Below are 21,890 nucleotides of genomic sequence, written 5' to 3' on the forward strand. Positions count from 1 at the left end.
CACCGTGGACCAGCCCACCGTTGGCATCCTCCACCCCGGCAGCATGGGTGCCGCCGTCGCGGCCTGCGCCGCGGCGAATGCAGCTGCGGTCCTGTGGTGCGAGGCCGGGCGCAGTCCCGCATCCGCAGCGCGCGCCGAAGAGGCTGGCCTGACGCCGGTGGCTACGCTGTCCGACCTGTTGGACCGCAGCGACATCGTCATCAGCCTCTGCCCGCCGGCCGCAGCCGAGGACCTGGCGCACGACCTCACGGAGCACGGCTTCACCGGCGTGTACGTGGAGGCGAACGCCATCAACCCCGAGCGCACGAAGCGGATCGGGGACCTGCTCGAACCGGCCGCGACCGTCGTGGACGGCGGTGTTGTCGGTTCCCCGCCCGTACGCGGCAAGCCCCCCGTGCTGTACCTGTCCGGACCGGCCGCCGCGACCTCAAGGATCGAGGCGCTCTTCGCGGGCACCGCGGTGCAGACGACGACGCTGGGCACGGAGCTCGGGAAGGCGTCCGCGCTGAAGCTCTCGTACGCCAGCTTCCAGAAGACGAGCCGCGTGTTGGTGGCGCTCGCGGTCGGGATGGCGCGAGAGTACGGCGTCGACCAGGCGCTCATCGAGGTCGCCTCCCGGCGAACCGACTCGTACCTCGCGGAACCGGAATACGTCGCCAAGACCGCGGCGCGCGCCTGGCGCTGGGGCCCGGAGCTGGAGGAAGCCGCCGACAGTCTCGAGGCCGCCGGCCTCCCACCGGAGATGCTGCGCGCGGCCGCGTCCACGCTGGCACGGTGGAACGACGCCAAGGACGACAGCTCGCTCTCGCTCACCGACGCCCTGGACCGACTCGCCCAGCCGTAGCCCACGCTCATGCCGTCGCCGCTCCCGCCCGCTGCGCCAGCAGCTGGTCGATGAGCCGGGCCGCCTCCTGCGGTGACGCCGCCGCGGTGTCCACGGTCAGATCCCAGGACATGCCCGGGTGCGCGTCCAGGTCCTCGCGGGTCGCCTCCCACGCCGCCAGGCGCGCCGAAGTGTCCCCGTCGCCCCGCTCCTCGGACCGCTGCTCGGTCACCTCACGGGGGCACCACAGCAGCACCACGGCCCAGTCGGCCGGGTAACCGTCGACCAGGGAGCGGATGCCGACAACCTGCCCGAGGTGGACCACCGGGAAGCCGGCCTCGAACGCGTCGTCCAAGCCGGGCTTGTCGATGGCATAGGTGTTGCCGTACCTGGAGTTCGCGTAGACGACGGCGCCCGCGGCCTCCAGCTCGTGCAGCTGCTCAGCGGTGCCCATCCGGTAGCCCGTGCTCTTCCCCGCCCCGACCTTGAGCCGCGCGAACTGCGCGTACCTCGGGCTGAGTTCGGCGAGCGCCGCCGTGACGGTGTCCTTGCCCGAGGCTGGCGGGCCATAGAGGACGACTCCTCGCTTCCCGCTCACGCGTACATCGCCCCCATCGCCTGCCGGGCCTGGTCCGCGAGCGTCACCGCGGTCCCCAGCCGGTTGTCGACGACCAGGTGCGGCACCGCCGGGCGCAGCTCCAGGTCGATCGTCGACATGTACTCGTCCCACCGAGCCAGCTTCCACGCATCCCGGGCTGCGGAGCGGAACCCGATGTACTCGCGCATCGACTCCTCGTCGCAGCGCACCCAAACCGGGAAAACGTCGACACCCATCGAGTTCGCGCGGTTGGTCAGGCGCTGCATCCAGGCCGGGTCGGTCATCTCCGCGATGAACGGCGCGGTCAACACCGTGGAGATGCCGCACTTGATGTTGGCCATGGCCGACTGCATCAGGCAGTCGTACTCCACCGGCCGAACCTTCTCCCGGTAGAGATCGGTGTGCCGGTCGTTCGCGTCGCCGTCCAGCGCGACCAGGAGTCGTTCCACGAGCGGGCGGGTGAGCGGGTCCTTATCGAGCAGCGGCCAGCCGGTGAGCTGGACGAAGAATCGGGCGAGCTCGGTCTTCCCGCTGCCGGCGAATCCGCCGACCAGGATGAGCACCGGTCGGTGCGGATCGCCGCCCGTGTGCCGCCGCTTCCAGGCGTCGATGATCCGCTGCTGCAAGTCGAAGTGGTCGGCCTCCCCCGAGCCCGGCGCAATCCGGTGAATTGCACGCTCAACGGCCAGGACATGCGCACCGTTGACGCTGTCGGTCATGGGCGTGAGTTTGAAAGTGCTCTCCTCGCCGGGCAGGGCCGTGCGAAAGCCCAGGTCGGGCTCAGTGGCCCGGTAGAGGAGGCAGTAGGCGCGCCGATAGTGAGGGCCGGGGTAGACCTCGCCCTGTTCGTGCTGCCACAGGGTTTGGGGATTCGCGGCCGGGATGCCCTTGAGCTTGGCCTTTTCGGCAACGTCCCGTAGGCGCTCGCCGGCCTTCTCCAGAGTCAGGCCATGGGCCTCCCGCTGCTCACGCAGCCGATCCGGCCTCCACCCTGCACGCCGCTTCCCCACCCTCTGCCCCTCCGTCATATGCATGGCCGCGAGCCTAGGGCTCGGACCCCAAATCCCATGTGTACGTGGATGTTGAAAACCCGTGAACGAGAGTGCGTACGGGCTTCGACAAGCCGCTGTGATGTTCCGTTTCCCCCGCCCCGAGTGTGATTGCCCCCACACAACGAAGCAGTTGAAGGGGGTGCAGACCAGTGACTATTGACCACCACGGCGTCGGTCGGAACGGATCCGAACTAGTCCTCCAGGGCACCAGCCCTTTCGGCGAGCTCCAGAAGGTCGCGCGAGGCGTTGGGCTCCGCCACCAGGACGAGCTCCCGGATGGCCGCACGGGCGGCCTGATGAGTCTGGATGATCTCGGGCGCGACGGCCTCAGCGCGCAGCAAGCAGCGGAGAGCCTCCCCGCCGTGACGTCTCTGCGCATGTGCACGGCCCAGATCCATGAGGAGCCGGCCCTGCCGCTCGGGCGAGAGTTCGCCGGCGTCGATGGTGAGCCCGATGTCCAGCGCCTCACCAGCGTCCCCCAGATCGACGGCGGTACTGACTGCCTGAATCTCGACATTGACCGGGCCGAACTCCAGATTGAAGTCGTTGCGGTTCTCACCGAGCTGTGCGGCGATGGCGCGGGCCTTGGCGATCTCCTCCTTGGCTTCCGTCCGTGCGCTGGAGCGGGCTCGAACGAGAGCCAAGGCCAGGTGGAGGGAGCCGAGGACGGACAGCGCCTCCGGCGAGTGGCGGCCCTGCTTTCCCAGCGCGCTGATCGCAGTCTGCGCAGCGTGCTCGGCCTGTCCGAGGCAACGAAGACGTACGAATGCCTGCACCATGCGGAACACGCTGGCGCACACGTGCAGGGGATCTCCGGACCGCTCAGCTGCGAATACCGCGCGGTCGGCAGCTACCCACGCTGCGTCCGCCTCGTCCTGCCGCACGAACGCCGCGGACAGCGCTTGGTAGGACCGGGACAGCAACAGGTGCAGCTCCGCCTGGTGCTCGCCGTCCGTCCGAACCGCGCGCTCCAGCTCAGGCAACAGCTGCACCGCGAGGGCGCTGACCTGTGCCAGCTGACCGGCATGCGTCAGGTCCCAGAGGTCATCGACATCGCTCCGGAGCGGTTCGAGGGTTCGCGTCGTGCCCGAGTCGTCTTGGTCAGTCAGCAGGGTGTGAAGCGCCGGGTGGCCGGACAGAAGGCGGCGGGTCTCGTCCAGATCGTTGGAGAGCGACTGGGCGGTGGGTGCCTGTGATGGCCCGTCTCCCGGAACGCTGGGACGCAACTGCTGCACAGACACGCCCAGCTCATCGGCGATCTGCTGGAGCAGGTCCATTCGTTGGACGGGCTGCACACCCCGCTCGACCTGGGAAAGCCAGCTGCTGGTTTTCCCAAGGGCCGCGGCGAGTTCGGCCTGAGTGCGGCCGCGTTCCTTTCGGAATCTCTGGACGCGCTGACCGAATGCACGGTCCTGCGGGTCGACGTCCTTCCCACTCGGCTTCACGACTGTTCCGTCCCGGGGCGCTTGCTCAGTCCCTCCAGCTCATTGAGGAAGGTCACCTCGACGTTGCTCAGGAGCACCTGTCGGGCTGCGAGGAACCGCTGCGTGTGGGCCTGGTCCTCGTGGGCCTGGAACGCGTCGCGGTCGGCGTACAGCTCGTAGAAGACCCGCACCAGAGGCTCGCCCACCGGCGTGTGCACGGCGTAGACGAGCGTGCCGGCCTCGGTGCGAATGCCCTCGATGGTCTGGGCGACCAAGCCGTCGAACTGCAGGGCTGCCGAGGTGTCTCGCAGGGTGAAGCGCACCACCAGTGCGTATCCGCTGGTCACGAAGTCTTCCTCTCCACGTCGCGTAGTCATGCACACATTCTCACACCTAAAGCCAGGGTGCTAGATAATAGTCTCAGTGTTGACTCGCACTCACAGTGCTACTACTGTCCAAGGTGTTCCACCCCGCAAGGGATGCACCGCCAGAAGGCGCTTATTTGGCCTGCTCGAACGCACCTGATGACCCGCTTCTGTGCGGGCTCCTACCGTAGGGAGCACCACCTCATGAACGTCACCCGCCGCCCCGCTGCCAGCCTCGCCACCGAGCACTTCGACACGGAGACCCTGGAGCTGCTGGACGCGATCGACGTGGAGCTGCCGGATTTCGGCGACATCGACATGGACATCGCGTTCGGCACGCCGCTGGCGATGTACGAGGCCGGCCCCCTCCCCCACGAGCGGCTGGAGGGCCTGGACCTGGCGGCCGCGATCACCGCGATCGAGACCCGGGAGAACCGGATGCTCGCCGCCCGCGATGTCGCCGCCGACGACCCGACCATCGCCGCGCAGGTCCGTGAGCGCCTGGTCGACGTCCTCCTCCCCCAGGCGCACCTGCTCGGTCGGCGCACCGAAAGCGACCACCGGATCGACCTCGCCACCATCCACTCCCTCCCCTTCGGCATCGCGGGCGGCGGCAAGGCCGGCGCACTCGCGGCCATGGAGCAGCTCGCCAGCTGACCCGACGCCTTCTGCCGGAACCGCGTCCCCGCGCGGCGCCGGTAGTGGGCACCGGATCACCCGGTTTCCAGCGCACAGACCGACCCCTTCGTCGGCGGGCCACGCCAGGAGCGAGCCCAGAGACGAGAGCAGGCGGAACCGCCCGGACCCCACCGATCGCGAAAGCGGGAGGGGAAAGGCAGCGGCTGTTGTTTGAGAACTCCACAGCGTGATCCACCACCGCAGTACCGGCCGTGACCACACCGGCCGGGGTGAGTGGAAACCCGTCGCGAGGTGCCATTACCGCTGGTGGTGGCAGCCGACACGTGCGATGACCCGTTGGGCGCCAACTCGTTTGGTGGCCCGGGCCGGTAAGACGGCCCGGGCGTTCATTACTAACGGTCAGTACGGAGGGTCGACACCCTCGCGACGTAAAAGAACGACGCGGCCAACCTTCACCGCACTTGCCCGCCCGGACGGATCTCCCGGGCGGCCCGCGGTCCGCGTCTCTACGAGATCCGGCACCCCACATACCGGGGCGCCGCGCAACCACTACCGCAGCCCCGCGCTGCCCAGTCGTTCACCACCCGCCCTCGGGCGGCCTGGTGAGCGGTGGAGAGCGCGGAGGACTTCCCGCTCCACCACCCACCCCACCCGTCAGGAGACCCCGTGGATTCCCTGATCAACCACCAGTTCCTCGGTCCGAACCCGGCCAGCCGCTACACGGTCGACGGACTGAGTTCGGAAGAGGCGTACCGCCTGATCGGCATCAACACGATGCGCGGCTTCGAGCCGGTCGTCCACACGCAGACCGCGAAGGGCCGGCGGCTCACGACCCGGGACGGCAACCTCCTCACCGTCGTGGCCCTCCACGGCACGCAGGTGATGAGCGCGCTCGCGTTCGAGCAGGTCTGACGGCTGCCTGATCCGCCCGCACCGGCCCCGGCCGGAACGGGCGGTGCCGGGGAGCTGGACAGCAGTCCTGCACCAAAACGACAGCCCCGGAGATTAGGCCCTCCGGGGCTGTCAGGACCTGGATGAGAGGCCCCATGAAGATCAGCATTGCACACCCCCCGCTGCGTGCTGGAACGATCGACGACATCCGGCGCAAGGACGACGCCGGCGGGCACGATGGCCGTGGCTATGAGCGGGACGAGACCGACCAGTTCCACCAGCTCGTCCAGCAGCTGGTGGTCGACGGCGACGACCGCGCCGCTACGGCCGACCGCCGGGCCCGCCGCACCCTCGCCGAGATGGCCCCCAGCTACGAACGGCAGCCGGTACTCCTCCTCACTCGCCCGCTTCCGATGCGGGGAGCGGACGACGCGTGTGTGCTGTGCGGGTACTGGACGTGCCGCTGCGGTAGCTCCGTCACTCCGGTTTCCACCGTGAGCGAGAGGGCGGTGGTCCGGTGAGTTCCTGCGGACATCCCCCGCGCCTGGTGACTGCGAACCGTGTCGGGGCCGACGGCAAGCCCTACCAGACGGTGGTGCACGAGTCCTGCCAGTGCGGCGGCGGCAAGACGTAGCTGCTGGTGCATCACATACGAGTCGCCCGTACCGCCCAGCACCTCGCGGTACGGGCGATCACCCTGCGCGGCCTGGCACACCCGCTCACCCTCGCCCTGCTCGCGGCAGCCGCCACGGCGGCCGCCCAGGCGTGGGACGCCGGACACCAGGTCGCCGACATCCATCCCGCCGGCACCGCACAGAAAGCCCGTCGTGGCTGACGACCTTTACACCCGCTACATGGCCGCTTATCGGACCTGGTGCGAGCACACCGCCCGCTGTACCACCTGCACCACCGGGCAGCCCGCCTGCCCGGACGGCACGCAGTTGCACGAGCGGTTCACCCGGCTCCAGGACGCCTACCTGAACCGCCAGCGCAAGAGCTGACCCACCACCTGTCGGTTGCCTCCCCCCGCCCGTCCCGGCCTCCCGCCGGTACGGACGGGGCCGAGGGGAGCCGGACAGCCCGGATTCTGCGAACAGAGACGAGAACCCCATGCCCACGACACCCACCACCATCCAGGCCGCGCCCACCGCCGCCGTGACGTTCACCGACGAGACGCTGCACAAGGCGGCCGGCCTCGCGGCTGACTCCTACCGCCCGTTGTGGACCGGCCCGTCCGGTGAGGAATCGTCAGGCGAGGCCGTGGCCCGCCACCTGGACGCCACTCGCGCTTTGCTGGACCAGCGGGGCTGGACCCACCTCTACCGCTACGACACCCCGGCCACTGCTCACATCCCCGCCGACGACACCGGAATGACGGTCAAGGACATGCTCCGGGCGCTGCTGCGCCTGGTCCGCGACGAGACCGCCGCCCACACCCCGCCCCTTGCGCTGAACACGGCGCTGCGCGAGGTCGGCACGACCGACGACGGGGACACGGATACCGACTACATCGCCATGAGCGTTCTGGACGTAGTGGTCCAGGCCCGCACCGGGTCGGACACCGCCCGCTGCACCCCGTGGTCGGAGCGGCAGGGCCGCACCTACGAGGACATCACGACGCTGCTGACCGCGGGCGCCCGCTTCGCCCGCACCTACGGCCCCGGCGCCACCGAGGCGAACGCCGCCTGACACCGCCGCGCCCCCTGGGGCGGGAGCGGAACTGAAGTTTCTGCCCGCACCGCAGCACTCCGCGAGGTCGGCCGCCCGCACGACGGGCGGCCGGCTTCGCCGTACGGCCCAGCCTGGGAAAGCCCCGGGCGACACCGCCGAAGCAGGAGAACCGCATGCCTCGCACCATCGCCCTGACCCACAGCCTCGACAACTCCGGTCTGCCGTCCGAGACCCCGGCAACGCCGATCACCACAGTGCCCCTCGACATCACCCGGTACCACCACCCGCTCTTCCAACGGAGCGAACCGGGACGCTACCAGGGCTGCACCACCTACTACTTCGCGGCCTTCACCGGCAACGAGCCCGAGCCGCAGACGCCGCTCTCCGCGCACAAGGACAAGGTCCTGGCCTGGGAGCAGATCGGCGAGCTCAGCCGTCAGTACGGGGCGGCCCGGATCCTGTGGTCGAAGGCGCGGCTGCGCCGCCAGGCCGCCCCGGTCCTGAAGAAGGCCGTCCCGCTGTGGGCGGCGTGGACGGTAGCCCAGGCCGAACTGGAGCGCGTCTACAAGGCGTTCTGGGAGACCGAGGACGGCCGGTGGCGCGCGCAGCTGCTGCGCCTGACCGACGCGGAGAGCGCGGCGGAGGCCGCGGCCGGCGCGTGGGAGGAGATCGCCCAGCAGCTCGCGCAGCTGGCCGCCGACCAGGTTGCCGCCGCCGGATACGACGACGAACTGCGGGTCACCGAAGTCGCCCAGGAGGTCGGTCTGGACGCGTCCAACTGGCACATCGACCATGTCGACGCTTACACCGACCGGTTCTGGGGCCAGCCCACCCCGCTGCTCGAGCGCCTGGCGCAGCAGGTCGACACCCAGCGCAAGCGCCTCGTAGAGGTCGCCCGCCTGGCCGGCGACCCCGAGGCCGCACACCACCCGGCCTGACCCGAAGGAGGAAACCCAATGGGAAACACGTTGAGCGAACGGTCCCTGACTACTGGCCAGACGGTGATTCTGGGGGCCGCGACGGTCCCGATGATCGTGTTCGGTGGTCTGGGGGCCTGGGGCACCTACACCAACATCAAGTCCATCTTCCCGCAGAATGCGACGGCGCTCGGTGTCGTCGCCGCCGGTGAGGGCGCGACCCTGGTCCTGGCACTGGTGATGGTCGGGCTGACGCTGCTGGGCCAGTCGTCCCCGGCCGCGGTGCGGGTCGGGCTGTGGCTGCTGCCGGCGGTTGCGTCCGGCACCGGCGCCTATGTCGCGGACGATTCGGCCAAGGCCGTCATCTTCGCGATCACCCCAATGGCGATGTGCGTGTCTGCGGAGGGCATGGGCCTGCTGGCGCGCCGGATCGTGATTTACCACACCCGGGTGGACATGGAGGCCCAGCGGCGCAACGCCACCACGGTGCAGCGTTTGTCCGTGCAGTGGGCGCTGGCGGCGAACCACCCGGAGAGGAAGGCGCGCAGGAAGGCGGAGCTGAAGGCGTGGCGCCTGGCGCGGAAGGTCGGTGTGGGTGACGAGAGCCTCGGGGTCGGCCTGGTGACGGTTCAGCGGGAGCGGATGACGGCCGGGGCGGACACGGCCCTGGCGGGCATGTTCGCCCCGGCCGTCACACCCGCCCTCACCGCGTCCGTCACACCCGCCCTCGAACCGGGGGCAGGGCGCGACGGATCCGGCACGGTAACCGTCACGGACCCGGTCGCCCGTCACACCGGCGGCGACGCTGGGTCGGGCGCCGTGACGCCCGAAGTCACGCAGCTCAGCGACTGGGTGAATGGCGAAGCGTCACGGACGGCGCGGACCGTCACAGGCTCTGGCCGTGACGCCGTCACGGACTCGGGCACGAACCGTGTGCCGGAAACCGTCACGGACGGGCCGTCCGTCACGGACGCTTCCGGCACGGACGCCGTGGCGTCACGGGCAGTGAAGCCGACCGTGACGCTTCAGGACGTCGCATCCGTCGCGGGTGTGCCGACTCCCGTGACGGGCGAGCGCCTGAGCGACCCACAGCTTGTGGTGGTCCTGCGCCACCTTCGCTACCGGGAGGACCCGCCGCTGTCCTACCGCCAGGCCGTGGCCGCGTTCCGCGACGGTGGCTTCGTCGGCGGTGAGGAGCGCATCCGCCGCACCTGGGGCGAGCTGATGTCCCGGGAGGAGACCGAAGGCACCAAGACCGCCGAAGCGTCAGAATCCAGCCACACCGACGACGACGCAAAAACGGACGAAGAGGACGAGGAAGAGGCAGGCCCCCGGCCCTGATCCCACCCCCGACCCACCCCTCCGGCACCACCAGTGAAGGCCAGCCCGGCAACCCGCCGGACTGGCCCTCGCTGCGACTGCCGGAAGCACAGCAGTCGACGGCGGCAGCAGACCCGCGGTGAGCAGAACCGGCGAGCGGCCCGGCGAGCGGAGATCTCTTCCGCAGACCCGGCGAGCAGACCCGCGTGAGCGAACCCGGCGAGCGCCACCCGCACCACCCGAACCCGACCCCGGACCGACGAGAGAGGAGCCCGCTCGATGAGCGGATCCGCGCACTGGACCAAAGAGATCCGAAAGGCGGACAAGCGTTCCCCGAAGGAGGGCGCGACCAAGCGACTGGACCGGCTGCGCGGCGTGCTGCGCGGCGTCGATCCGGTGGTCGCCAACCGCGCCTGGCGCGAGGTCGGGGACTCCCTCCAGCGCATCACCGACCGCTACTCACGGTGATCGTTCACTCATTCATTCACCCCGGGGGAGAGTGAACGTTGCCCGGCCCTATACGCGTACGTACGCGTACGAGGCTGGCGTTCACTCGCCCCCGGTCGCAGACCGTGAAGGGGAAGCGATGGAAGTGTTGCTCGCCGCCTGCCTGCTGGCATGGGCCGCAGGGGCACAGAGCGAACAGGCGAAGCTGGGCATCAGCCCGGCGCAGCGCGCCGCGATCCGGGAGCAGACACGGCACGAGAAGGCCGTGCGGAAGATCGCCGAGAAGCACGGCACCACCCCGCCGAACCCGACGGGCGTCTCCACGTGGAAGGAACCGCCCGCCGCGGCCGCCGGCCCGGTCACGGTCCCCGAGGCGTTCCGCGCGGGCTACCGGGGCCACACCCCGCTCGCCCGGGTGGCGACCCCGATGGGGCGCCATGCCGGGAACCTGACGGCCAAGGGCGTGCACTGGGCGAAAGACACCGGACGCTCTGCCGTCAGGGAGTACCGCAAGCGCCGCAAGGATGCCGGTAAGCCCGACCCGGCCCCCGTCCTCATCCCGCCGCCCCCGGACAGGCCGCCGCTCGTCCCGCCGATGCCGACCACCCCGCCGGCAGCGGGCAGCGGCAAACCGGCGGGCGTGACGCTGACAAAGCCCGCGGTGCCCGCGGAACCCGAGGGCGTCGAGAAACCGCCTGAAGGGGTCGCAGAGCCCGCCGCGGGTGACGAGAGGGCCACCGGAGCCCCTGAGGCCCCAACAGCCCCTGAGGGCCCCGCAGGAGACCCTGCGCCCGCGCATGTGCCGGGGCCCCGAGCCCCCGATGCGGGCCCCGAAGCCGGACCGGAGACGGGGCCCGGAACGAGGCCGGAGCCTGTCAGGACCGGTGGCGCAAAACCAACCATGGACGCCGGAGAAGGAGTTGGCCGAATGGCAGCAGAAGTGAGTTACGACTCCGTCATGGACGAGAGCGACGAGCTCTCCCTCATGTGCGGCGACGACGTGCAGGTGTACGGCCGGATCCGGCAGCGCTGCGAGCGCGAGATCGGGCGGGCCGACGACCTGATCGCACAGCTGGAGAACGTGGGCGCCGGCGCCGGTGTCATCGGCTGGGTCGCCCGGTGCAGGGAGCAGTACCAGGTGGTCCACGGGCAGCTCGACGAACTGGAGCGCAACACGCTCTCCCAGGCCGAGGCCGTCGTGAAGGCCAAGGCACTGCTGGAGGCCGGTCAGGGCCTGTACGCGGACATCGCCCAGGACATGGAGTCCGTCGCCGAGCGTGGCTTCTACACCTCCGACGCGGTCGACGGCGAGGACACGGCCGCACACAGCGAAATCTACGAGACGAAGGGAGCCTGACCATGGGCGCAGCAAGGAACGTCGGTGCGGCCGTCACCTATGTCGCGGTCCTGACACGGGCGGCGGCGTACGGGGTGCGTGCCGCCCGTACGAGGGCGGCGGTGGAGCGGTTGGAGTCCCGTTTCACGGAGCGCGCGGATTCGGCCCGCTACCTGTCCGAGGCGATGACCGTGCTGAGCGTGGATGAGCCGACGACGACGGCCTACATGGAGATCGCGACGCTGTCGCACGCCATGGCGGGCAATGTCGGGCAGATCGTGTCCGCGTCCGACTCGCTGTCGACGGCGGCCCGCGGTCTGGACGGCGAGACGCAGGCGCAGCACAGCCGCATGGCGGAGGCCAACCGCACCCACACCGTGCAGATGGCCGACCGCGAGTTCATCCAGCGCCGCTAAGCGGGCGCGCACCACCTCATCCCGGGAAGGCCGGGGCTGCCACCGTGGCGGCCCCGGCCTTCCCCCTTTGCCCACCACGGGAGACAGGACCGATGGCGACAACCACCGCACCCCAGACGGAAGACAGGGACGACAACACCGCCCAGGAGCTGACCGGGCTCCGGGCCCGGGTCGCCGCAGCGCAGCGCTCCCCTGGCCTGTACGCCGGAGCCGCGCTCGGTCTCGCTCCCGCCCTGATGCCCGACGGGCCGCTGCTGCTCACCACGCTCGGCACCACGGGTGTTGCCGCCGCCTGGGCCGGGCTGGGCATGATGCCCGGCCCGTGGCGGTGGCTGCCCGGCCAGGGCGAGCCGTGGGAGTGGATGTGCCGCTCCAGCCGCCGCGGCTATCGGCGCACCCTGCGCCGCATGCGCCACCGCCTGGACCAGGACCACGCCCAGGCGCCGATCGTGGGGGCGGACGGTCTGCTCGTCCCGGTCGTCGGCATCGCGGAGGGCTGGTACGCGCACGAGCAGCGGCCCGTCCTGGTGCGTGAGGTGACGGCCGATGCCCGCCGGGCCCGCTGCGAGATGCTGCGTACCGCCTGGCAGCGGGCGCTGCCCGACTGGGAGAGCGGCTGGTGGCGCCGTTACACCCCGGCGGAGATGGTCCTGCGCGCCGGGCCTTTGGCGGCGATCCCCGTGTCCGGGTTCGTGGACATGCCGTGGTGGGCGCACCTGGTCGTCGGCTCGATGGCGGCCGGGTGGGGTGTACGGGTGTGGGACAAGCCCGACACGGGCGCCGGGGCCGAAGTGTCGGCGGTGGGCGTGGACTGGTACGTGGCCCGGTGGGCGGAGTGGATCGCGTGTGAGCGTGGCCCGCTGCCCGCCTCCAAGCTCGTGAGCGTCCAGTTGGACGAGGACAAGCTCACCGCCGTCATCGTCTCCACCACCGCCAAACCAGCTGTGGGCGTTGGCCAGGACGCGGTGTCGATCGCGTTCGACGTGCCGCCGCGGGCGGTCAACGTCTACCGGCCCGACGACATGCCGGCCGGCAGGGCCAAGCTCACCGTCCGGCTGCGCGCGGTGCAGCCCGGCGAGCTGGACACCGACGACCTGACCGCTGTGTGGGACGAGTTCAGCCCCTACAACGGCAGCGAGCTCTACGACATCGAGGAGACCGAGTTCGGGCGCCGCTTCAAGCTCCTCATGCCGCGCCGCGGCGCCTCGGTCGCGGAGGTGCAGCCGCGCAGCATCGCCCAGGCCCTGGACATGGAAGGAGAGGACACCGTCTCCCGCCTTCACCTGCGGGTGCTGGACGCCCGCCGGATCGAGGTCAACGAGATGTCCACCAACCCGCTGGCCGGCGGCGTGCCGCTCGACCTGGACGCCCTGGTCATGGACAGCCAGGGCTACGTCACGGTCGGCAAGGACATCTACGGCGCTCCGGCGCGCTGGCGACTGCTGAAGTTCGACGCCACCCGCCGGGGCGTGTCCGGGACCCCGTCCGCGTCCGCGGTGCATGCGTTCGGCTCCGGCACCACCGGCGCGGGGAAGACGTCGCTGGAGGAGGACCTCCAGATCGCGCAGCGCCTCAACGGGTTCATCTCCTGGCTGGCCGACGGCAAGGGCGGCGCCGGATACGCCCCCTGGCTGGGGGATCTGGACTGGCTGGTCAAGTCCCCCTTCGGCGCGATGCTGATGGGCCAGGCCGCCAACCGGGTCAGCGAGTACCGCTACGCCGAGCAGATGAAGATGCAGTGGCTGGACGCGGAAGGCTTCACCGAGCAGGGCCGCTCCTTCTTCGTGCCCGGTGAGCCGTTCGCCCCGATGGTCGTGACCTGGGACGAGTTCAACGAGATGATCCTCAAGGACCCGCAGGCCGACCACGTCAAACCCCTGCTGCGCAGCGTGTCCAGCGTCGGCCGGCTCTCCCGCGCGGCCGGGGTCGCGGCACGGATCTGGGTCCAGATCCCGAACCTCGACTCCATCGGCTCGGACGCCAGCGCCAACGCGATCCGGGACATGCTCCAGTCCGGCAACATCGCCCTTTTCCGGACGGCGCGTTCCGACGTGGACATCATGTCGCTCGGCTCGCGCACCCCCGAGTTCCGCCTCGCTCCGCTGCCGGAGCGCTTCCCAGACGGGTCGGAGACCGGCGGCCTGTTCTACCTCGCGGACGGCAAGGCCCAATACACCCAGTCCCGGGCCATGTTCCACACCAACCCCGCCCGCGTCTCCCGCCAGTTCCCCCTGCAGACACCGACCGACCCCGAGGCGGAGGCCGCCGGCCCCGCGTACCTGCGGCGGGATGAGTACCGACACCTGGACGCCGCCGACGAGGAAGCCTTCCTGCGCGAGCTGGTCAAGGAAGAGCAGTCCAAGGGCGGCAAGTCGGCGACCGTCATCGCCATGCACACCGTGCCGGCCCCCAGCACCGACACGGATGTTGACGACGAGGACCTGGACGAGCTGGTGCCGCTCACCCGCACCCAGAAGGTCTGGCACGCCGTCGACCACGGCGCCCGCCGCAACAAGCAGATCGCCGACGTCACCGACCTCAAGCCCACCAACGTCGCAGGCGCCACCAACCGCCTGGAACGCCTCGGCAAGCTCACGAAAGTCGACCGCGACTGGCACACCGCCGAACGCCTCGACGCCTAGGGCGTGTATGGAGTTGTGATCAGTTGGTGGTCCGGGTGAGGTCTTTGATCCAGATCATCGAGGCCCGTAGATGGAGGCCGGCAAGGTAGCTCTCCGGGGTCTTGTCGTATCGGGTGGCGATGCCTCGCCATGCCTTCATCCTGTTGATCGCGCGCTCGACAGTGTTCCGTTCCTTGTACAGGTCGGTGTCGTGGGTGAGGGGTCGGCCGCCCCGGCGGCCCTTCTTCTTCCGGTTGGCGGCCTGGTCCTTCTTCTCCGGGATGACGGCCTTGATGTTTCGTCTGCGCAGGTAGGCGCGGTTGCCGCGGGAGGAGTACGCCTTGTCGCCGGCGACGGCGTCGGGCCGGGTGCGGGGCCTGCCGGCCGGGCCGCGGACCCGCAGTTTGTCGAGAACCGGGATGAACTGCGGGCTGTCGGCGGCCTGTCCCGCGGTCAGGGTCAGTACGAGCGGTCGGCACTGACGGTCGCAGGCGATGTGGACTTTACTGGTCTGCCCGCCCCGCGATCGTCCGAGCAGGGCGGCCTTCAGCCGGAGCTTGCGGCGGCGCCGGAGGCGTCTTCGCTCGGCAACGCCATCGGCATCCGGCCCGGTTTGTTCTTCTTCGGTGCCCCCTTTGACCGGGCCTTCTCCTCCTGCGCGGCCTTCTCCAGGGCGTCGAGCACGCCGGGGTCCAGACGCATACCGGCCGCGTCGTGGTGGGCCCGGGCCGTGGTGGAGTCCACGCTGACCAGGGAGAGGTCGACCTCGCCCCGCGCGGACGCCTGCGCGATCAGCCCTTCCAGCAGAGTCTCGAAGACTCCCGCGTCCCGCCACTGGCGGAAGCGGTTGTGCACGGTGGACCACGGGCCGAACTCGGCCGGCATCTCACGCCACTGCGCTCCCGAGCGGAACTTCCAGATCACGCCCTCGAACTGCTGCCGCAACCGTGCGGGATACGGGCCGTACTCGCCGATCGGCAGGTACGGCTCGACGTACTCCCACTCCAGGTCCGTCAGTTGCGCCCGTGTCATGCATTACGGACTACCGGATCCGCCCGCTCCGCGAGGCGAAACGCACAGTTTGATCACGACCCGATACACGCCCTAACTCCCTGCACCTCGCACCCATCCCCCCGTCACAGAAAACGGAGCTTTCTCATGACCCTCACCACCACCGGCCTGTTCCTCATCGCGGCTGTCGGTCTTGGCATCTGGATGAAGAAGGACAGCTCGTTCCGCAAGCGGGAGTTCCTCGCCGTCTCCCTCTTCTGGATCCTCATCGTCGCCACCCCCTGGGGCGCCACCGGCGTCACCAAGGTCCATGAACTCCTCGGCACCGGCGTGCAGACGGCCAGCGACACCGTCAACTCCGTCTCCAGCAAGTAGGACCATCCCCGGCAGAGGCGGCCCGCACCATGTGGGCCGCCTCTGCTGTGTCACCCACGGCCCCACCAGCAAGGAGTGACCATGGCCGACCACAGTCACCACAGCGCCGAGCGGTCACCAATGTCGGCCCAGGATGCGTTCGAAGCAGCCCGCCTGCTGGCCGAGGCGTACAGCAGCGATGCCCCCCTGGCCACCCGGTACCGCGACATCACACCCGCCCCGGCCCAGCCGACCCAGGGGGACGCCGTGCCGTACGCCCAGCCCGGACGGCCGCCCATGTCCCAGAAGGCCACCGACCACGCCTCCCTCGTCCTCGCGTACTCCATCGGCTCCCTCCCCGTCGGCGCAGCGCTGTCCCTGGTGCTGTGGTCCCTCTCCAGCGTTGACCCGACGACCCTGGCCATCGCTGCGGCCGCCCCGGCCGGACTCGTCACCACGATCGGCATCACCGCCCGGATGATCGGGCGCGCTGTCCGCGACGGCGCCTCCGCCCTTCCCGACACCACGGTCCACCAGCACCACGGGCCCACCTACGTGCAGCACACCCACCAGGAACTGCACACGGATACCCGATGGTTCGGCCGCACCGTCAACCAGCTCCCGGGCGACCAGAGCTGACCGCTGACGACTGCCTGTCCCCTCCCACGCCCGACACGGGCCCGGGAGAGGGCAGGGAGCCGGAACAGCCACGCCGCTCCACCTACCAACCCGGGGTCGGCGCGCTCCGAGGCCGCCTGATCAAGCGCACTCCGCGCTGTTCCCGGCCTCCCGTGACGCCGCCGTTCTGCACAAACCCGTCCCGGCCGCAGAGGCCGGGACGGGATCGCGTACCGGGCGGCCGCAGCATCGGCAAAAAGGGCTGACCGCCCCGTTCCCCCCTTCACCCTTACGAGATCAGGAGAACTCCAGCATGCATCGTCCCGCCATCTTCGCCGCTGTCCTCGGCCTGGGCCGCGCAGGTTCGAACGTCGGTGATCATTTCGTTCAGAGTGACTACTGCGCCCGGGTCAAGGGCGCCACCGACGCCAAGCCCGTCCACTTCACCACCGGTGAACCGGACGCCGAAGCGACCGTCCACGGCACGGCCGACGGCATCAAGGCATGTGCCTGGCACTGCCTGACCTACACCGCCACCCAGGCCCTCGCGGTCGGGGCCGGCGCGCGGGTCCTGGGCATCCGGCTGCACCCCGGCGCCGCCGCGGCCGCGCTCGCCCTGTCCTTCGCCACCCATTACGCCGCGGACCGCAGGGTGCCCGGGGGCCTGCTGGAGACGCTCGCCACGAAGACCGGCAAGGGCAACTTCTGGCGCCTGGCTGACCACGGACTTAATGGCGCGTACTGCCTCGACTCCGCTTGGCACCACGGCTGGGAGACGGTCACGGCCCTGATCGCCACCACGAAGGCGACCGCCCGGTGACCGCGCTCCCCCGCACGCGCATTGACCGCGTCCGCGCCTCCGTCGGCATCGCCCAGCTCGCCCTCCAGCAGATCGAGGACGACCTCACCGGCACCGTCGACGCGGCGGAGCTTGCCGCGATCCTGCGCGAACTGTGGGAGGACACCGACCCGCCCGGCGGGCTCATGGCATCCCTCGCGCAGCTGCTCACCATCGCCGCGCAGCGAGCCGAGCAGACGAACCCGACCGGGACGGCGACGCCTCGTGCCCGCTGCACGAGGCCGCCGCACTCGTCACCGACCACGCCGGGATGCGCCTCATCTGGGCCGCCCGCTCCCTTGACCCGCAAGGAGATCCCGAATGACCTCGCTGAACTTCCCCGCGCTGCCGAACGGCCTGGTGGTGCTCATCGGCGCTTCCGGCGCGGGCAAGTCCACGCTGGCCGGCACCTGGCCCGCGTCCCAGGTCCTCTCGCTCGATGCTCTGCGCGGCGCGGTCGCGGACGACTGCGGCGACCAGGACGCCACCGGCGATGCCGTCGACGCCCTGCACCTGCTGCTGGAGCGCCGGATGGCCCGCAAGCGCAACACCGTGGTGGACAGCACGAACACGGACTGGGCGGCCAGGGCTCCTCTGGTCGCCGCCGCCAAGCGCCACGGCATGCCCGCCATCGCGGTCATCGTCGCGACCCCGGCCGACGTGTGCGTGGAGCGGCAGGGCCCGCGCCCGGCCAACCGGACCGTGCCGGACGACGTCGTCCGCGCGCAGCACAAGGCGATGGCCCACTGCCACCCGAGCCTCGCGGCGGAGGGCTTCAACGAGGTCGTGTTTGCCAGCAACCTGTACCGACTGGAGCCGTACCTGCGGCGCCTGAGCGAGGCCCGCAACGCCGACCTCGGCCTGGACGGCGGCGACGGCCTGGGCGGCCTGCTCCTGCCCCGCCGGTTCTTCGGCCCGGAGATCCTGCCCATGTGGCGGTGGAACCCCGGCTCCGACGTCGCGGGCGGTGACCGGGTCGCGGAGATCCGCCTCGGTCAGCAGTACCTCACCCTCGCGCTGCGCACGGACGTCGACGGAGAGGGCGATGTCGGCTTCGACGTCATGGTGCCCTGCCCGTTCGACCCCGAGTGCGGAGGCTACGCGTGGGCCCCGGCCTACAGCATCAGCTGCCTGTCCCGCGCGCTCAGCGGAGAGCTGGACACCGACCCGGACATCGTCTGCACCGTCCACGGCGGGTTCGACGACGTCGACCAGGAGGCCGACGACCAGGACGACGACCCTGTAGGCCGCGCCGACCTGGAGGCGCAGGGGATGGAGGCGATCCGCTGATGAACTTCCGCCAGCACAGCGACAAGGCTGACTGGACGGACTGGCAGCTCGCCCGTGAAGCCGTCTGGCTCCGAGGGATGGCCCGCTACAGCGACGACCCGCAGGCGGAAGCGGACCGGCGGAACGCTGAGCAGTTCACCGCCGACGAAGTCCGGCGGATCGACAGCTACCTGGCTGCGGGCAAGCCCGACACCGGTCGCCTGGCCGCCATAGAAGCCAAACTCGATGACGCCACCGGCGACACGAAGTGGCTGACCCAGCAGCTCCAGCGAGCTTGGGCGCAGATGGACGAGCTGCGAGACCGGATCGACGACGCCGGAAGCCTCATGGACACCGGCTACGTCGCCAGCGCCATCCGATATGTCAGCAGTTCCCGGGAGGCGATCAGCGGATGACGACCACGACCCCCGCGTGCGGGTGGGACCAGGCCGCCTTCCGGTGCGGCAGGTGCGGCACCGAGCAAACCGCCGCCACCGAGACCGACTACCTCAAGGCTGTCGGAGTTCACGGTGACGCCCACGCCGTGTGGGACCGCCTCAACTCCATCGAGCGCGACGGCCTCATCTCGATCCTGCGCACCATCCTGGCCGCGCCGGAACTCGCCGCGGAGCTCCTGGCCCTCGCCGACCGGCAGCCGGCCGGAGGCGAGGGCCGGTGAGCCGCGCCGCGAGGCGCCCGCACCCGCACCCGCTCACCCCGGCCGACCTCCCGGCCGGGGACGACTGGTCCCTCGGCTGCCCCGAGTGCCATCTGCCCATCCAGGGCGGGGGCGCCGGCCTCACCGCGCACCGCCGCACCGTCCACACCAACGCCGGTGACTCCCGTATCCCGATCACGGTCCGGCTCGACTTCTGACAAGGGGAAACCTCATGGCTGCTGTTCTGACCAAGGCCGACACCTTCGCCGCGCTCGACACCTGCTTCACCGCAGACCTCGCCGCCCTCATCGGCAGCGAACCGCCGCGCAGCCTCACCCCGACCCGATTCATCGACCTGGTCGAAGAGGTCCGCGATGTCCTCGCCGAGTCCCGCCTCGGCCACTTCCAGGACGCCAGCGAGGACCTGGACTGCGCCGCCACCTACCTCACCGACGCGCTGACCGAGCCCGACGCCGATCAGCCCGCGCTCCTGGCCCGTGCGCGGACCCACTTGCGCGACGGCATCGGGACAGCCAGCTGAACCTGCGCCTGAGTTGAGCGCACTCCGTGCCGCCCCGGGCCCCGCACTCGCGGGGCCCGGGGCGGTCGCGGTGGCCCCTCAACACAGAGAGGAGACGGACGTGCCGCTGCCCTACTTCGAGGTGGATGTCCCGATACGCAGCACCGAGGCACCCGGCCTGCACGGTCTGCATGTCTTCACCGGCCGGGCCGACAGCCGCAGCGCCGCCGTACGGATCGCGCACGAGGTCTACGACGCGGCACGCGCCGCACAGGAGGCCGGACGCGAGATCCCGCACGGACGGCCGGACGGCTGGGGCGCCTGCGGAGTCCGGCCCGGCTGGGAACTCGACTGGCCCGCCGCGACCGCCGGCCGCTGGACGAACCCCTACCGCTGGACCAAGCCCAGCACCTTCGAGTTGTAGCTCCGCCCCGGGACAGCCGCCCTGCTTGCCGGCTGACGGCTGCCCCGGGCCACCCATCCCGTACGAGACGAGAGGGAGACCTCAGTATGGACTCCGTCCTGCACGCTTCGGGCCGGTTCGGCCCGCGCACCCTTCTGATCACCACAGCCGCCGTGCCGCTGACCGGCTGGGTGGTGCACGCCGTCGCGCTGCACAAGAAGCTCGCTGCCACGAAGAAGGACCCGCTGACCGGGCTCTTGCGCCGCGACGCCTACACCGCCCGCGCCCGCCGGCTCCTGGCCCGCCACGGCGATGACACGGCCGTGGTCATGGTCGACGCCGACAGGTTCAAGCAGATCAACGACGGCCTGGGACACGCGGCGGGTGACACCGTCCTCGCGTCGTTCGGCGCCAGGCTCACCGCATGGGCGGGCCCGCGCGCCGCCGTGGGCAGGCTCGGAGGCGATGAGTTCGCCGTGGTCCTGGAGCTGGCCGCGGGCAACCGCGCGCAGCGCCTGGAGCAGCTGGTCCGGATGCTGTGCACGCCCGTCGTCCTGGACGACGGGACCACCGTCGATGTCGCCGCGTCGGTCGGCGCCGCGGCCCCGGCCTCGGTCGGCTCCCGCGACCTGACCGTGTTGCAGAGGGCCGCCGATGCCGCTCTCTACGACGGCAAGCACTCCGGCCGGGCAGTCCTCGCGACGGCGCAGCACATCACGGTGCCGTCCATCAACGGCCGCCGGGCCGGACGTCCGGGAACCAGCGTGTGGGGGCGAGCCGCGTGAGCGCCACGACCCTGCCCGAGGGCGACTGGATCCGCGGCATCAGCATCCGGCAGCCGTGGACCACCGCGATCCTGACCGGCGCGAAGACGATCGAGAACCGGCCCCGGCCGTGGCGGCCCGGCTGGGTGCTCCTGCACGCGGGCCTGCAGACCGACCGGCCCGCCCTGCGCCTGCCGCTGGTCGCCCGCACGATCCGCAGCCGCGAACTGGTGACCGGCGCCGTGGTCGGCGTCGCGCGCATCACCGACTGCCACCAGGACCCCGACGGCTCCCCGCCCTGTACCGAGTGGGCGCAGCCCGAGGCGTGGCACCTGGTGCTCACCGACGTCCAGGAGCTCGCCCTACCCGTCCCCATCGGCGGGCAGCTCGGTCCCTGGAAGCCGACACCGGACCTGTTGGAGCAGGTGCTCCAGCAGTTGCCCGACCTGCGGCCGTGACCCGCAAGCGAGCCAGGGAACCGCTGTGGGAGCCGGGCCTGATCCCGCTCCCCGGCGGCCTCCTGGACTGGCGCGATGCCCGGCACTACGACCGCTGGCAGCACCGCCCCTGCGCCTTGTGCGAGAAGCCCACACCGCTGCGCTCCCACGCAGGGGAGCCCTCTCACAAGTTCTGCGCCGAATCCTGGATCGCTGCCAACCCGACCGAGGCCCGTCTCGGGAGGTTCGCCTCCGACACCCAGCCCAAGCGCCGGCGCGACGACAACCACTCCTGACATCCCACCCGGAGGCTCCCATGAGCAGCACTCCGCAGGACGACGTCGATCCCACCCTCGCCTATCCCGAGCCGCCCGCTTCCCCGCTCTGGCACCGCCACGGCGCGAAGGCCCGGCCGCTCACCGACGCCCAGAAGAAGCGCAACTGCGAGCTCCTGCTGCTCGCCCAGCGCACGCCCCGCGCCAGCACCGCGTAGAGGAG

30 protein-coding genes and 2 pseudogenes are annotated in these 21,890 nt (G+C 70.7%); 27 read left to right on the plus strand and 5 right to left on the minus strand.

Annotated elements, in window-relative coordinates:
* Window positions 1–4: 4 nt before the first annotated feature.
* Window positions 5–844, plus strand: a complete 840-nt coding sequence (locus ACLLJJ_RS42685; protein ID WP_434600195.1) for a DUF1932 domain-containing protein — start codon at window positions 5–7, stop codon at window positions 842–844.
* 7 nt (window positions 845–851) lie between these two features.
* On the opposite strand, the gene ACLLJJ_RS42690 is transcribed toward ACLLJJ_RS42685, so the two are convergent.
* The 4 genes from ACLLJJ_RS42690 to ACLLJJ_RS42705 form a co-directional block, all read right to left on the minus strand.
* Window positions 852–1,421 carry a phosphotransferase-like protein gene (locus tag ACLLJJ_RS42690; RefSeq protein ID WP_434600196.1) on the minus strand — a complete coding sequence of 190 codons (570 nt, stop codon included), beginning with the start codon at window positions 1,419–1,421 and terminating at the stop codon, window positions 852–854.
* Window positions 1,418–2,455 carry an AAA family ATPase gene (locus tag ACLLJJ_RS42695; protein WP_434600197.1) on the minus strand — a complete coding sequence of 346 codons (1,038 nt, stop codon included), beginning with the start codon at window positions 2,453–2,455 and terminating at the stop codon, window positions 1,418–1,420. Before ACLLJJ_RS42695 ends, ACLLJJ_RS42690 begins: the two co-directional genes overlap by 4 nt.
* 209 nt (window positions 2,456–2,664) lie before the next feature.
* Window positions 2,665–3,918, minus strand: coding sequence for a helix-turn-helix domain-containing protein (locus ACLLJJ_RS42700; protein WP_434600198.1), 1,254 nt, complete (start codon window positions 3,916–3,918; stop codon window positions 2,665–2,667).
* The gene (locus ACLLJJ_RS42705) at window positions 3,915–4,274 is read right to left on the minus strand and encodes a putative quinol monooxygenase (RefSeq protein WP_434600200.1); all 360 of its coding nucleotides are present in this window, start codon (window positions 4,272–4,274) and stop codon (window positions 3,915–3,917) included. Before ACLLJJ_RS42705 ends, ACLLJJ_RS42700 begins: the two co-directional genes overlap by 4 nt.
* Before the next feature lie 192 nt (window positions 4,275–4,466).
* Here ACLLJJ_RS42705 and ACLLJJ_RS42710 point away from each other — a divergent pair, with 192 nt between their 5' ends.
* From ACLLJJ_RS42710 to ACLLJJ_RS42765, 12 genes are all read left to right on the plus strand, one after another.
* Window positions 4,467–4,919, plus strand: a complete 453-nt coding sequence (locus tag ACLLJJ_RS42710; protein WP_434600202.1) for a hypothetical protein — start codon at window positions 4,467–4,469, stop codon at window positions 4,917–4,919.
* Between the two features lie 648 nt (window positions 4,920–5,567).
* The gene (locus tag ACLLJJ_RS42715; RefSeq protein ID WP_434600204.1) at window positions 5,568–5,813 is read left to right on the plus strand and encodes a hypothetical protein; all 246 of its coding nucleotides are present in this window, start codon (window positions 5,568–5,570) and stop codon (window positions 5,811–5,813) included.
* Window positions 5,814–5,947: 134 nt separating this feature from the next.
* Entirely contained in the window at window positions 5,948–6,313 is a 366-nt protein-coding gene (locus ACLLJJ_RS42720) for a hypothetical protein (protein WP_434600206.1), read from the plus strand.
* Window positions 6,314–6,432: 119 nt separating this feature from the next.
* Window positions 6,433–6,627, plus strand: coding sequence for a hypothetical protein (locus ACLLJJ_RS42725; RefSeq protein WP_434600207.1), 195 nt, complete (start codon window positions 6,433–6,435; stop codon window positions 6,625–6,627).
* Window positions 6,620–6,793, plus strand: a complete 174-nt coding sequence (locus ACLLJJ_RS42730) for a hypothetical protein (RefSeq protein ID WP_434600209.1) — start codon at window positions 6,620–6,622, stop codon at window positions 6,791–6,793. Before ACLLJJ_RS42725 ends, ACLLJJ_RS42730 begins: the two co-directional genes overlap by 8 nt.
* A 109-nt stretch (window positions 6,794–6,902) precedes the next feature.
* Window positions 6,903–7,481 carry a DUF6197 family protein gene (locus ACLLJJ_RS42735; protein WP_434600211.1) on the plus strand — a complete coding sequence of 193 codons (579 nt, stop codon included), beginning with the start codon at window positions 6,903–6,905 and terminating at the stop codon, window positions 7,479–7,481.
* A 155-nt stretch (window positions 7,482–7,636) separates the two neighbouring features.
* On the plus strand, window positions 7,637–8,401 hold the full coding sequence (locus tag ACLLJJ_RS42740) for a hypothetical protein (protein WP_434600213.1): 765 nt from the start codon (window positions 7,637–7,639) through the stop codon (window positions 8,399–8,401).
* Window positions 8,402–8,419: 18 nt separating this feature from the next.
* Window positions 8,420–9,721 (plus strand): hypothetical protein, encoded by a 1,302-nt coding sequence (locus ACLLJJ_RS42745; protein WP_434600214.1) that lies wholly within the window; start codon window positions 8,420–8,422, stop codon window positions 9,719–9,721.
* A gap of 258 nt (window positions 9,722–9,979) precedes the next feature.
* Window positions 9,980–10,168 carry a hypothetical protein gene (locus ACLLJJ_RS42750; protein ID WP_434600215.1) on the plus strand — a complete coding sequence of 63 codons (189 nt, stop codon included), beginning with the start codon at window positions 9,980–9,982 and terminating at the stop codon, window positions 10,166–10,168.
* A 118-nt stretch (window positions 10,169–10,286) separates the two neighbouring features.
* A complete protein-coding gene (locus ACLLJJ_RS42755) occupies window positions 10,287–11,504 on the plus strand; it encodes a hypothetical protein (RefSeq protein ID WP_434600217.1) in 1,218 nt (405 codons plus the stop codon).
* Window positions 11,505–11,506: 2 nt separating this feature from the next.
* Window positions 11,507–11,899, plus strand: a complete 393-nt coding sequence (locus ACLLJJ_RS42760) for a hypothetical protein (protein ID WP_434600218.1) — start codon at window positions 11,507–11,509, stop codon at window positions 11,897–11,899.
* Between the two features lie 92 nt (window positions 11,900–11,991).
* Window positions 11,992–14,541: a hypothetical protein gene (locus ACLLJJ_RS42765; RefSeq protein WP_434600220.1), complete on the plus strand. Its 2,550-nt coding sequence runs from the start codon at window positions 11,992–11,994 to the stop codon at window positions 14,539–14,541.
* Window positions 14,542–14,560: 19 nt separating this feature from the next.
* On the opposite strand, the pseudogene ACLLJJ_RS42770 reads toward ACLLJJ_RS42765, so the two are convergent.
* Window positions 14,561–15,552: pseudogene (locus ACLLJJ_RS42770) on the minus strand (IS5 family transposase).
* 126 nt (window positions 15,553–15,678) lie between these two features.
* Here ACLLJJ_RS42770 and ACLLJJ_RS42775 point away from each other — a divergent pair.
* The 14 genes and pseudogenes from ACLLJJ_RS42775 to ACLLJJ_RS42840 all read left to right on the plus strand — a co-directional run bounded on the left by ACLLJJ_RS42775 (window position 15,679) and on the right by ACLLJJ_RS42840 (window position 21,885).
* Window positions 15,679–15,906, plus strand: coding sequence for a hypothetical protein (locus ACLLJJ_RS42775; RefSeq protein WP_434600221.1), 228 nt, complete (start codon window positions 15,679–15,681; stop codon window positions 15,904–15,906).
* A gap of 81 nt (window positions 15,907–15,987) precedes the next feature.
* Complete coding sequence (locus ACLLJJ_RS42780; protein ID WP_434600222.1) at window positions 15,988–16,524, plus strand: hypothetical protein; 537 nt, start codon at window positions 15,988–15,990, stop codon at window positions 16,522–16,524.
* Window positions 16,525–16,816: 292 nt separating this feature from the next.
* Entirely contained in the window at window positions 16,817–17,323 is a 507-nt protein-coding gene (locus ACLLJJ_RS42785) for a hypothetical protein (protein ID WP_434600223.1), read from the plus strand.
* Window positions 17,320–17,666: pseudogene (locus tag ACLLJJ_RS42790) on the plus strand (hypothetical protein). Before ACLLJJ_RS42785 ends, ACLLJJ_RS42790 begins: the two are co-directional and overlap by 4 nt.
* Window positions 17,663–18,631 (plus strand): AAA family ATPase, encoded by a 969-nt coding sequence (locus tag ACLLJJ_RS42795; RefSeq protein WP_434600225.1) that lies wholly within the window; start codon window positions 17,663–17,665, stop codon window positions 18,629–18,631. The pseudogene ACLLJJ_RS42790 and the gene ACLLJJ_RS42795 overlap by 4 nt, the downstream one beginning before the upstream one ends.
* On the plus strand, window positions 18,631–19,026 hold the full coding sequence (locus ACLLJJ_RS42800) for a hypothetical protein (RefSeq protein ID WP_434600226.1): 396 nt from the start codon (window positions 18,631–18,633) through the stop codon (window positions 19,024–19,026). Before ACLLJJ_RS42795 ends, ACLLJJ_RS42800 begins: the two co-directional genes overlap by 1 nt.
* Window positions 19,023–19,289: a hypothetical protein gene (locus ACLLJJ_RS42805; RefSeq protein ID WP_434600227.1), complete on the plus strand. Its 267-nt coding sequence runs from the start codon at window positions 19,023–19,025 to the stop codon at window positions 19,287–19,289. The genes ACLLJJ_RS42800 and ACLLJJ_RS42805 overlap by 4 nt, the downstream gene beginning before the upstream one ends.
* Window positions 19,286–19,486, plus strand: a complete 201-nt coding sequence (locus ACLLJJ_RS42810) for a hypothetical protein (protein ID WP_434600229.1) — start codon at window positions 19,286–19,288, stop codon at window positions 19,484–19,486. Before ACLLJJ_RS42805 ends, ACLLJJ_RS42810 begins: the two co-directional genes overlap by 4 nt.
* A 14-nt stretch (window positions 19,487–19,500) precedes the next feature.
* A complete protein-coding gene (locus tag ACLLJJ_RS42815) occupies window positions 19,501–19,809 on the plus strand; it encodes a hypothetical protein (RefSeq protein WP_434600231.1) in 309 nt (102 codons plus the stop codon).
* A gap of 100 nt (window positions 19,810–19,909) precedes the next feature.
* Complete coding sequence (locus ACLLJJ_RS42820; RefSeq protein WP_434600232.1) at window positions 19,910–20,212, plus strand: hypothetical protein; 303 nt, start codon at window positions 19,910–19,912, stop codon at window positions 20,210–20,212.
* A gap of 86 nt (window positions 20,213–20,298) precedes the next feature.
* Window positions 20,299–20,976, plus strand: coding sequence for a GGDEF domain-containing protein (locus tag ACLLJJ_RS42825; protein ID WP_434600234.1), 678 nt, complete (start codon window positions 20,299–20,301; stop codon window positions 20,974–20,976).
* Window positions 20,973–21,413, plus strand: a complete 441-nt coding sequence (locus ACLLJJ_RS42830; RefSeq protein WP_434600236.1) for a hypothetical protein — start codon at window positions 20,973–20,975, stop codon at window positions 21,411–21,413. Before ACLLJJ_RS42825 ends, ACLLJJ_RS42830 begins: the two co-directional genes overlap by 4 nt.
* A complete protein-coding gene (locus ACLLJJ_RS42835; protein ID WP_434600237.1) occupies window positions 21,410–21,688 on the plus strand; it encodes a hypothetical protein in 279 nt (92 codons plus the stop codon). The genes ACLLJJ_RS42830 and ACLLJJ_RS42835 overlap by 4 nt, the downstream gene beginning before the upstream one ends.
* 20 nt (window positions 21,689–21,708) lie before the next feature.
* Window positions 21,709–21,885, plus strand: coding sequence for a hypothetical protein (locus tag ACLLJJ_RS42840; protein WP_434600239.1), 177 nt, complete (start codon window positions 21,709–21,711; stop codon window positions 21,883–21,885).
* Window positions 21,886–21,890: the final 5 nt, after the last annotated feature.

The sequence above is a fragment of the Streptomyces sp. A5-4 genome (genome assembly GCF_051131715.1).
Lineage (GTDB): Bacteria > Actinomycetota > Actinomycetes > Streptomycetales > Streptomycetaceae > Streptomyces.

Coding starts and splice junctions, on each gene's coding strand:
- ACLLJJ_RS42755 (WP_434600217.1), top strand. CDS start 10,287: ATGGAAGTGTTGCTCGCCGCCTGCCTGCTGGCATGGGCCGCAGGGGCA.
- ACLLJJ_RS42745 (WP_434600214.1), top strand. CDS start 8,420: ATGGGAAACACGTTGAGCGAACGGTCCCTGACTACTGGCCAGACGGTG.
- ACLLJJ_RS42735 (WP_434600211.1), top strand. CDS start 6,903: ATGCCCACGACACCCACCACCATCCAGGCCGCGCCCACCGCCGCCGTG.
- ACLLJJ_RS42775 (WP_434600221.1), top strand. CDS start 15,679: ATGACCCTCACCACCACCGGCCTGTTCCTCATCGCGGCTGTCGGTCTT.
- ACLLJJ_RS42720 (WP_434600206.1), top strand. CDS start 5,948: ATGAAGATCAGCATTGCACACCCCCCGCTGCGTGCTGGAACGATCGAC.
- ACLLJJ_RS42800 (WP_434600226.1), top strand. CDS start 18,631: ATGAACTTCCGCCAGCACAGCGACAAGGCTGACTGGACGGACTGGCAG.
- ACLLJJ_RS42815 (WP_434600231.1), top strand. CDS start 19,501: ATGGCTGCTGTTCTGACCAAGGCCGACACCTTCGCCGCGCTCGACACC.
- ACLLJJ_RS42705 (WP_434600200.1), bottom strand. CDS start 4,274: ATGACTACGCGACGTGGAGAGGAAGACTTCGTGACCAGCGGATACGCA.
- ACLLJJ_RS42780 (WP_434600222.1), top strand. CDS start 15,988: ATGGCCGACCACAGTCACCACAGCGCCGAGCGGTCACCAATGTCGGCC.
- ACLLJJ_RS42760 (WP_434600218.1), top strand. CDS start 11,507: ATGGGCGCAGCAAGGAACGTCGGTGCGGCCGTCACCTATGTCGCGGTC.
- ACLLJJ_RS42795 (WP_434600225.1), top strand. CDS start 17,663: ATGACCTCGCTGAACTTCCCCGCGCTGCCGAACGGCCTGGTGGTGCTC.
- ACLLJJ_RS42765 (WP_434600220.1), top strand. CDS start 11,992: ATGGCGACAACCACCGCACCCCAGACGGAAGACAGGGACGACAACACC.
- ACLLJJ_RS42710 (WP_434600202.1), top strand. CDS start 4,467: ATGAACGTCACCCGCCGCCCCGCTGCCAGCCTCGCCACCGAGCACTTC.
- ACLLJJ_RS42840 (WP_434600239.1), top strand. CDS start 21,709: ATGAGCAGCACTCCGCAGGACGACGTCGATCCCACCCTCGCCTATCCC.
- ACLLJJ_RS42750 (WP_434600215.1), top strand. CDS start 9,980: ATGAGCGGATCCGCGCACTGGACCAAAGAGATCCGAAAGGCGGACAAG.
- ACLLJJ_RS42695 (WP_434600197.1), bottom strand. CDS start 2,455: ATGCATATGACGGAGGGGCAGAGGGTGGGGAAGCGGCGTGCAGGGTGG.
- ACLLJJ_RS42805 (WP_434600227.1), top strand. CDS start 19,023: ATGACGACCACGACCCCCGCGTGCGGGTGGGACCAGGCCGCCTTCCGG.
- ACLLJJ_RS42785 (WP_434600223.1), top strand. CDS start 16,817: ATGCATCGTCCCGCCATCTTCGCCGCTGTCCTCGGCCTGGGCCGCGCA.
- ACLLJJ_RS42740 (WP_434600213.1), top strand. CDS start 7,637: ATGCCTCGCACCATCGCCCTGACCCACAGCCTCGACAACTCCGGTCTG.
- ACLLJJ_RS42825 (WP_434600234.1), top strand. CDS start 20,299: ATGGACTCCGTCCTGCACGCTTCGGGCCGGTTCGGCCCGCGCACCCTT.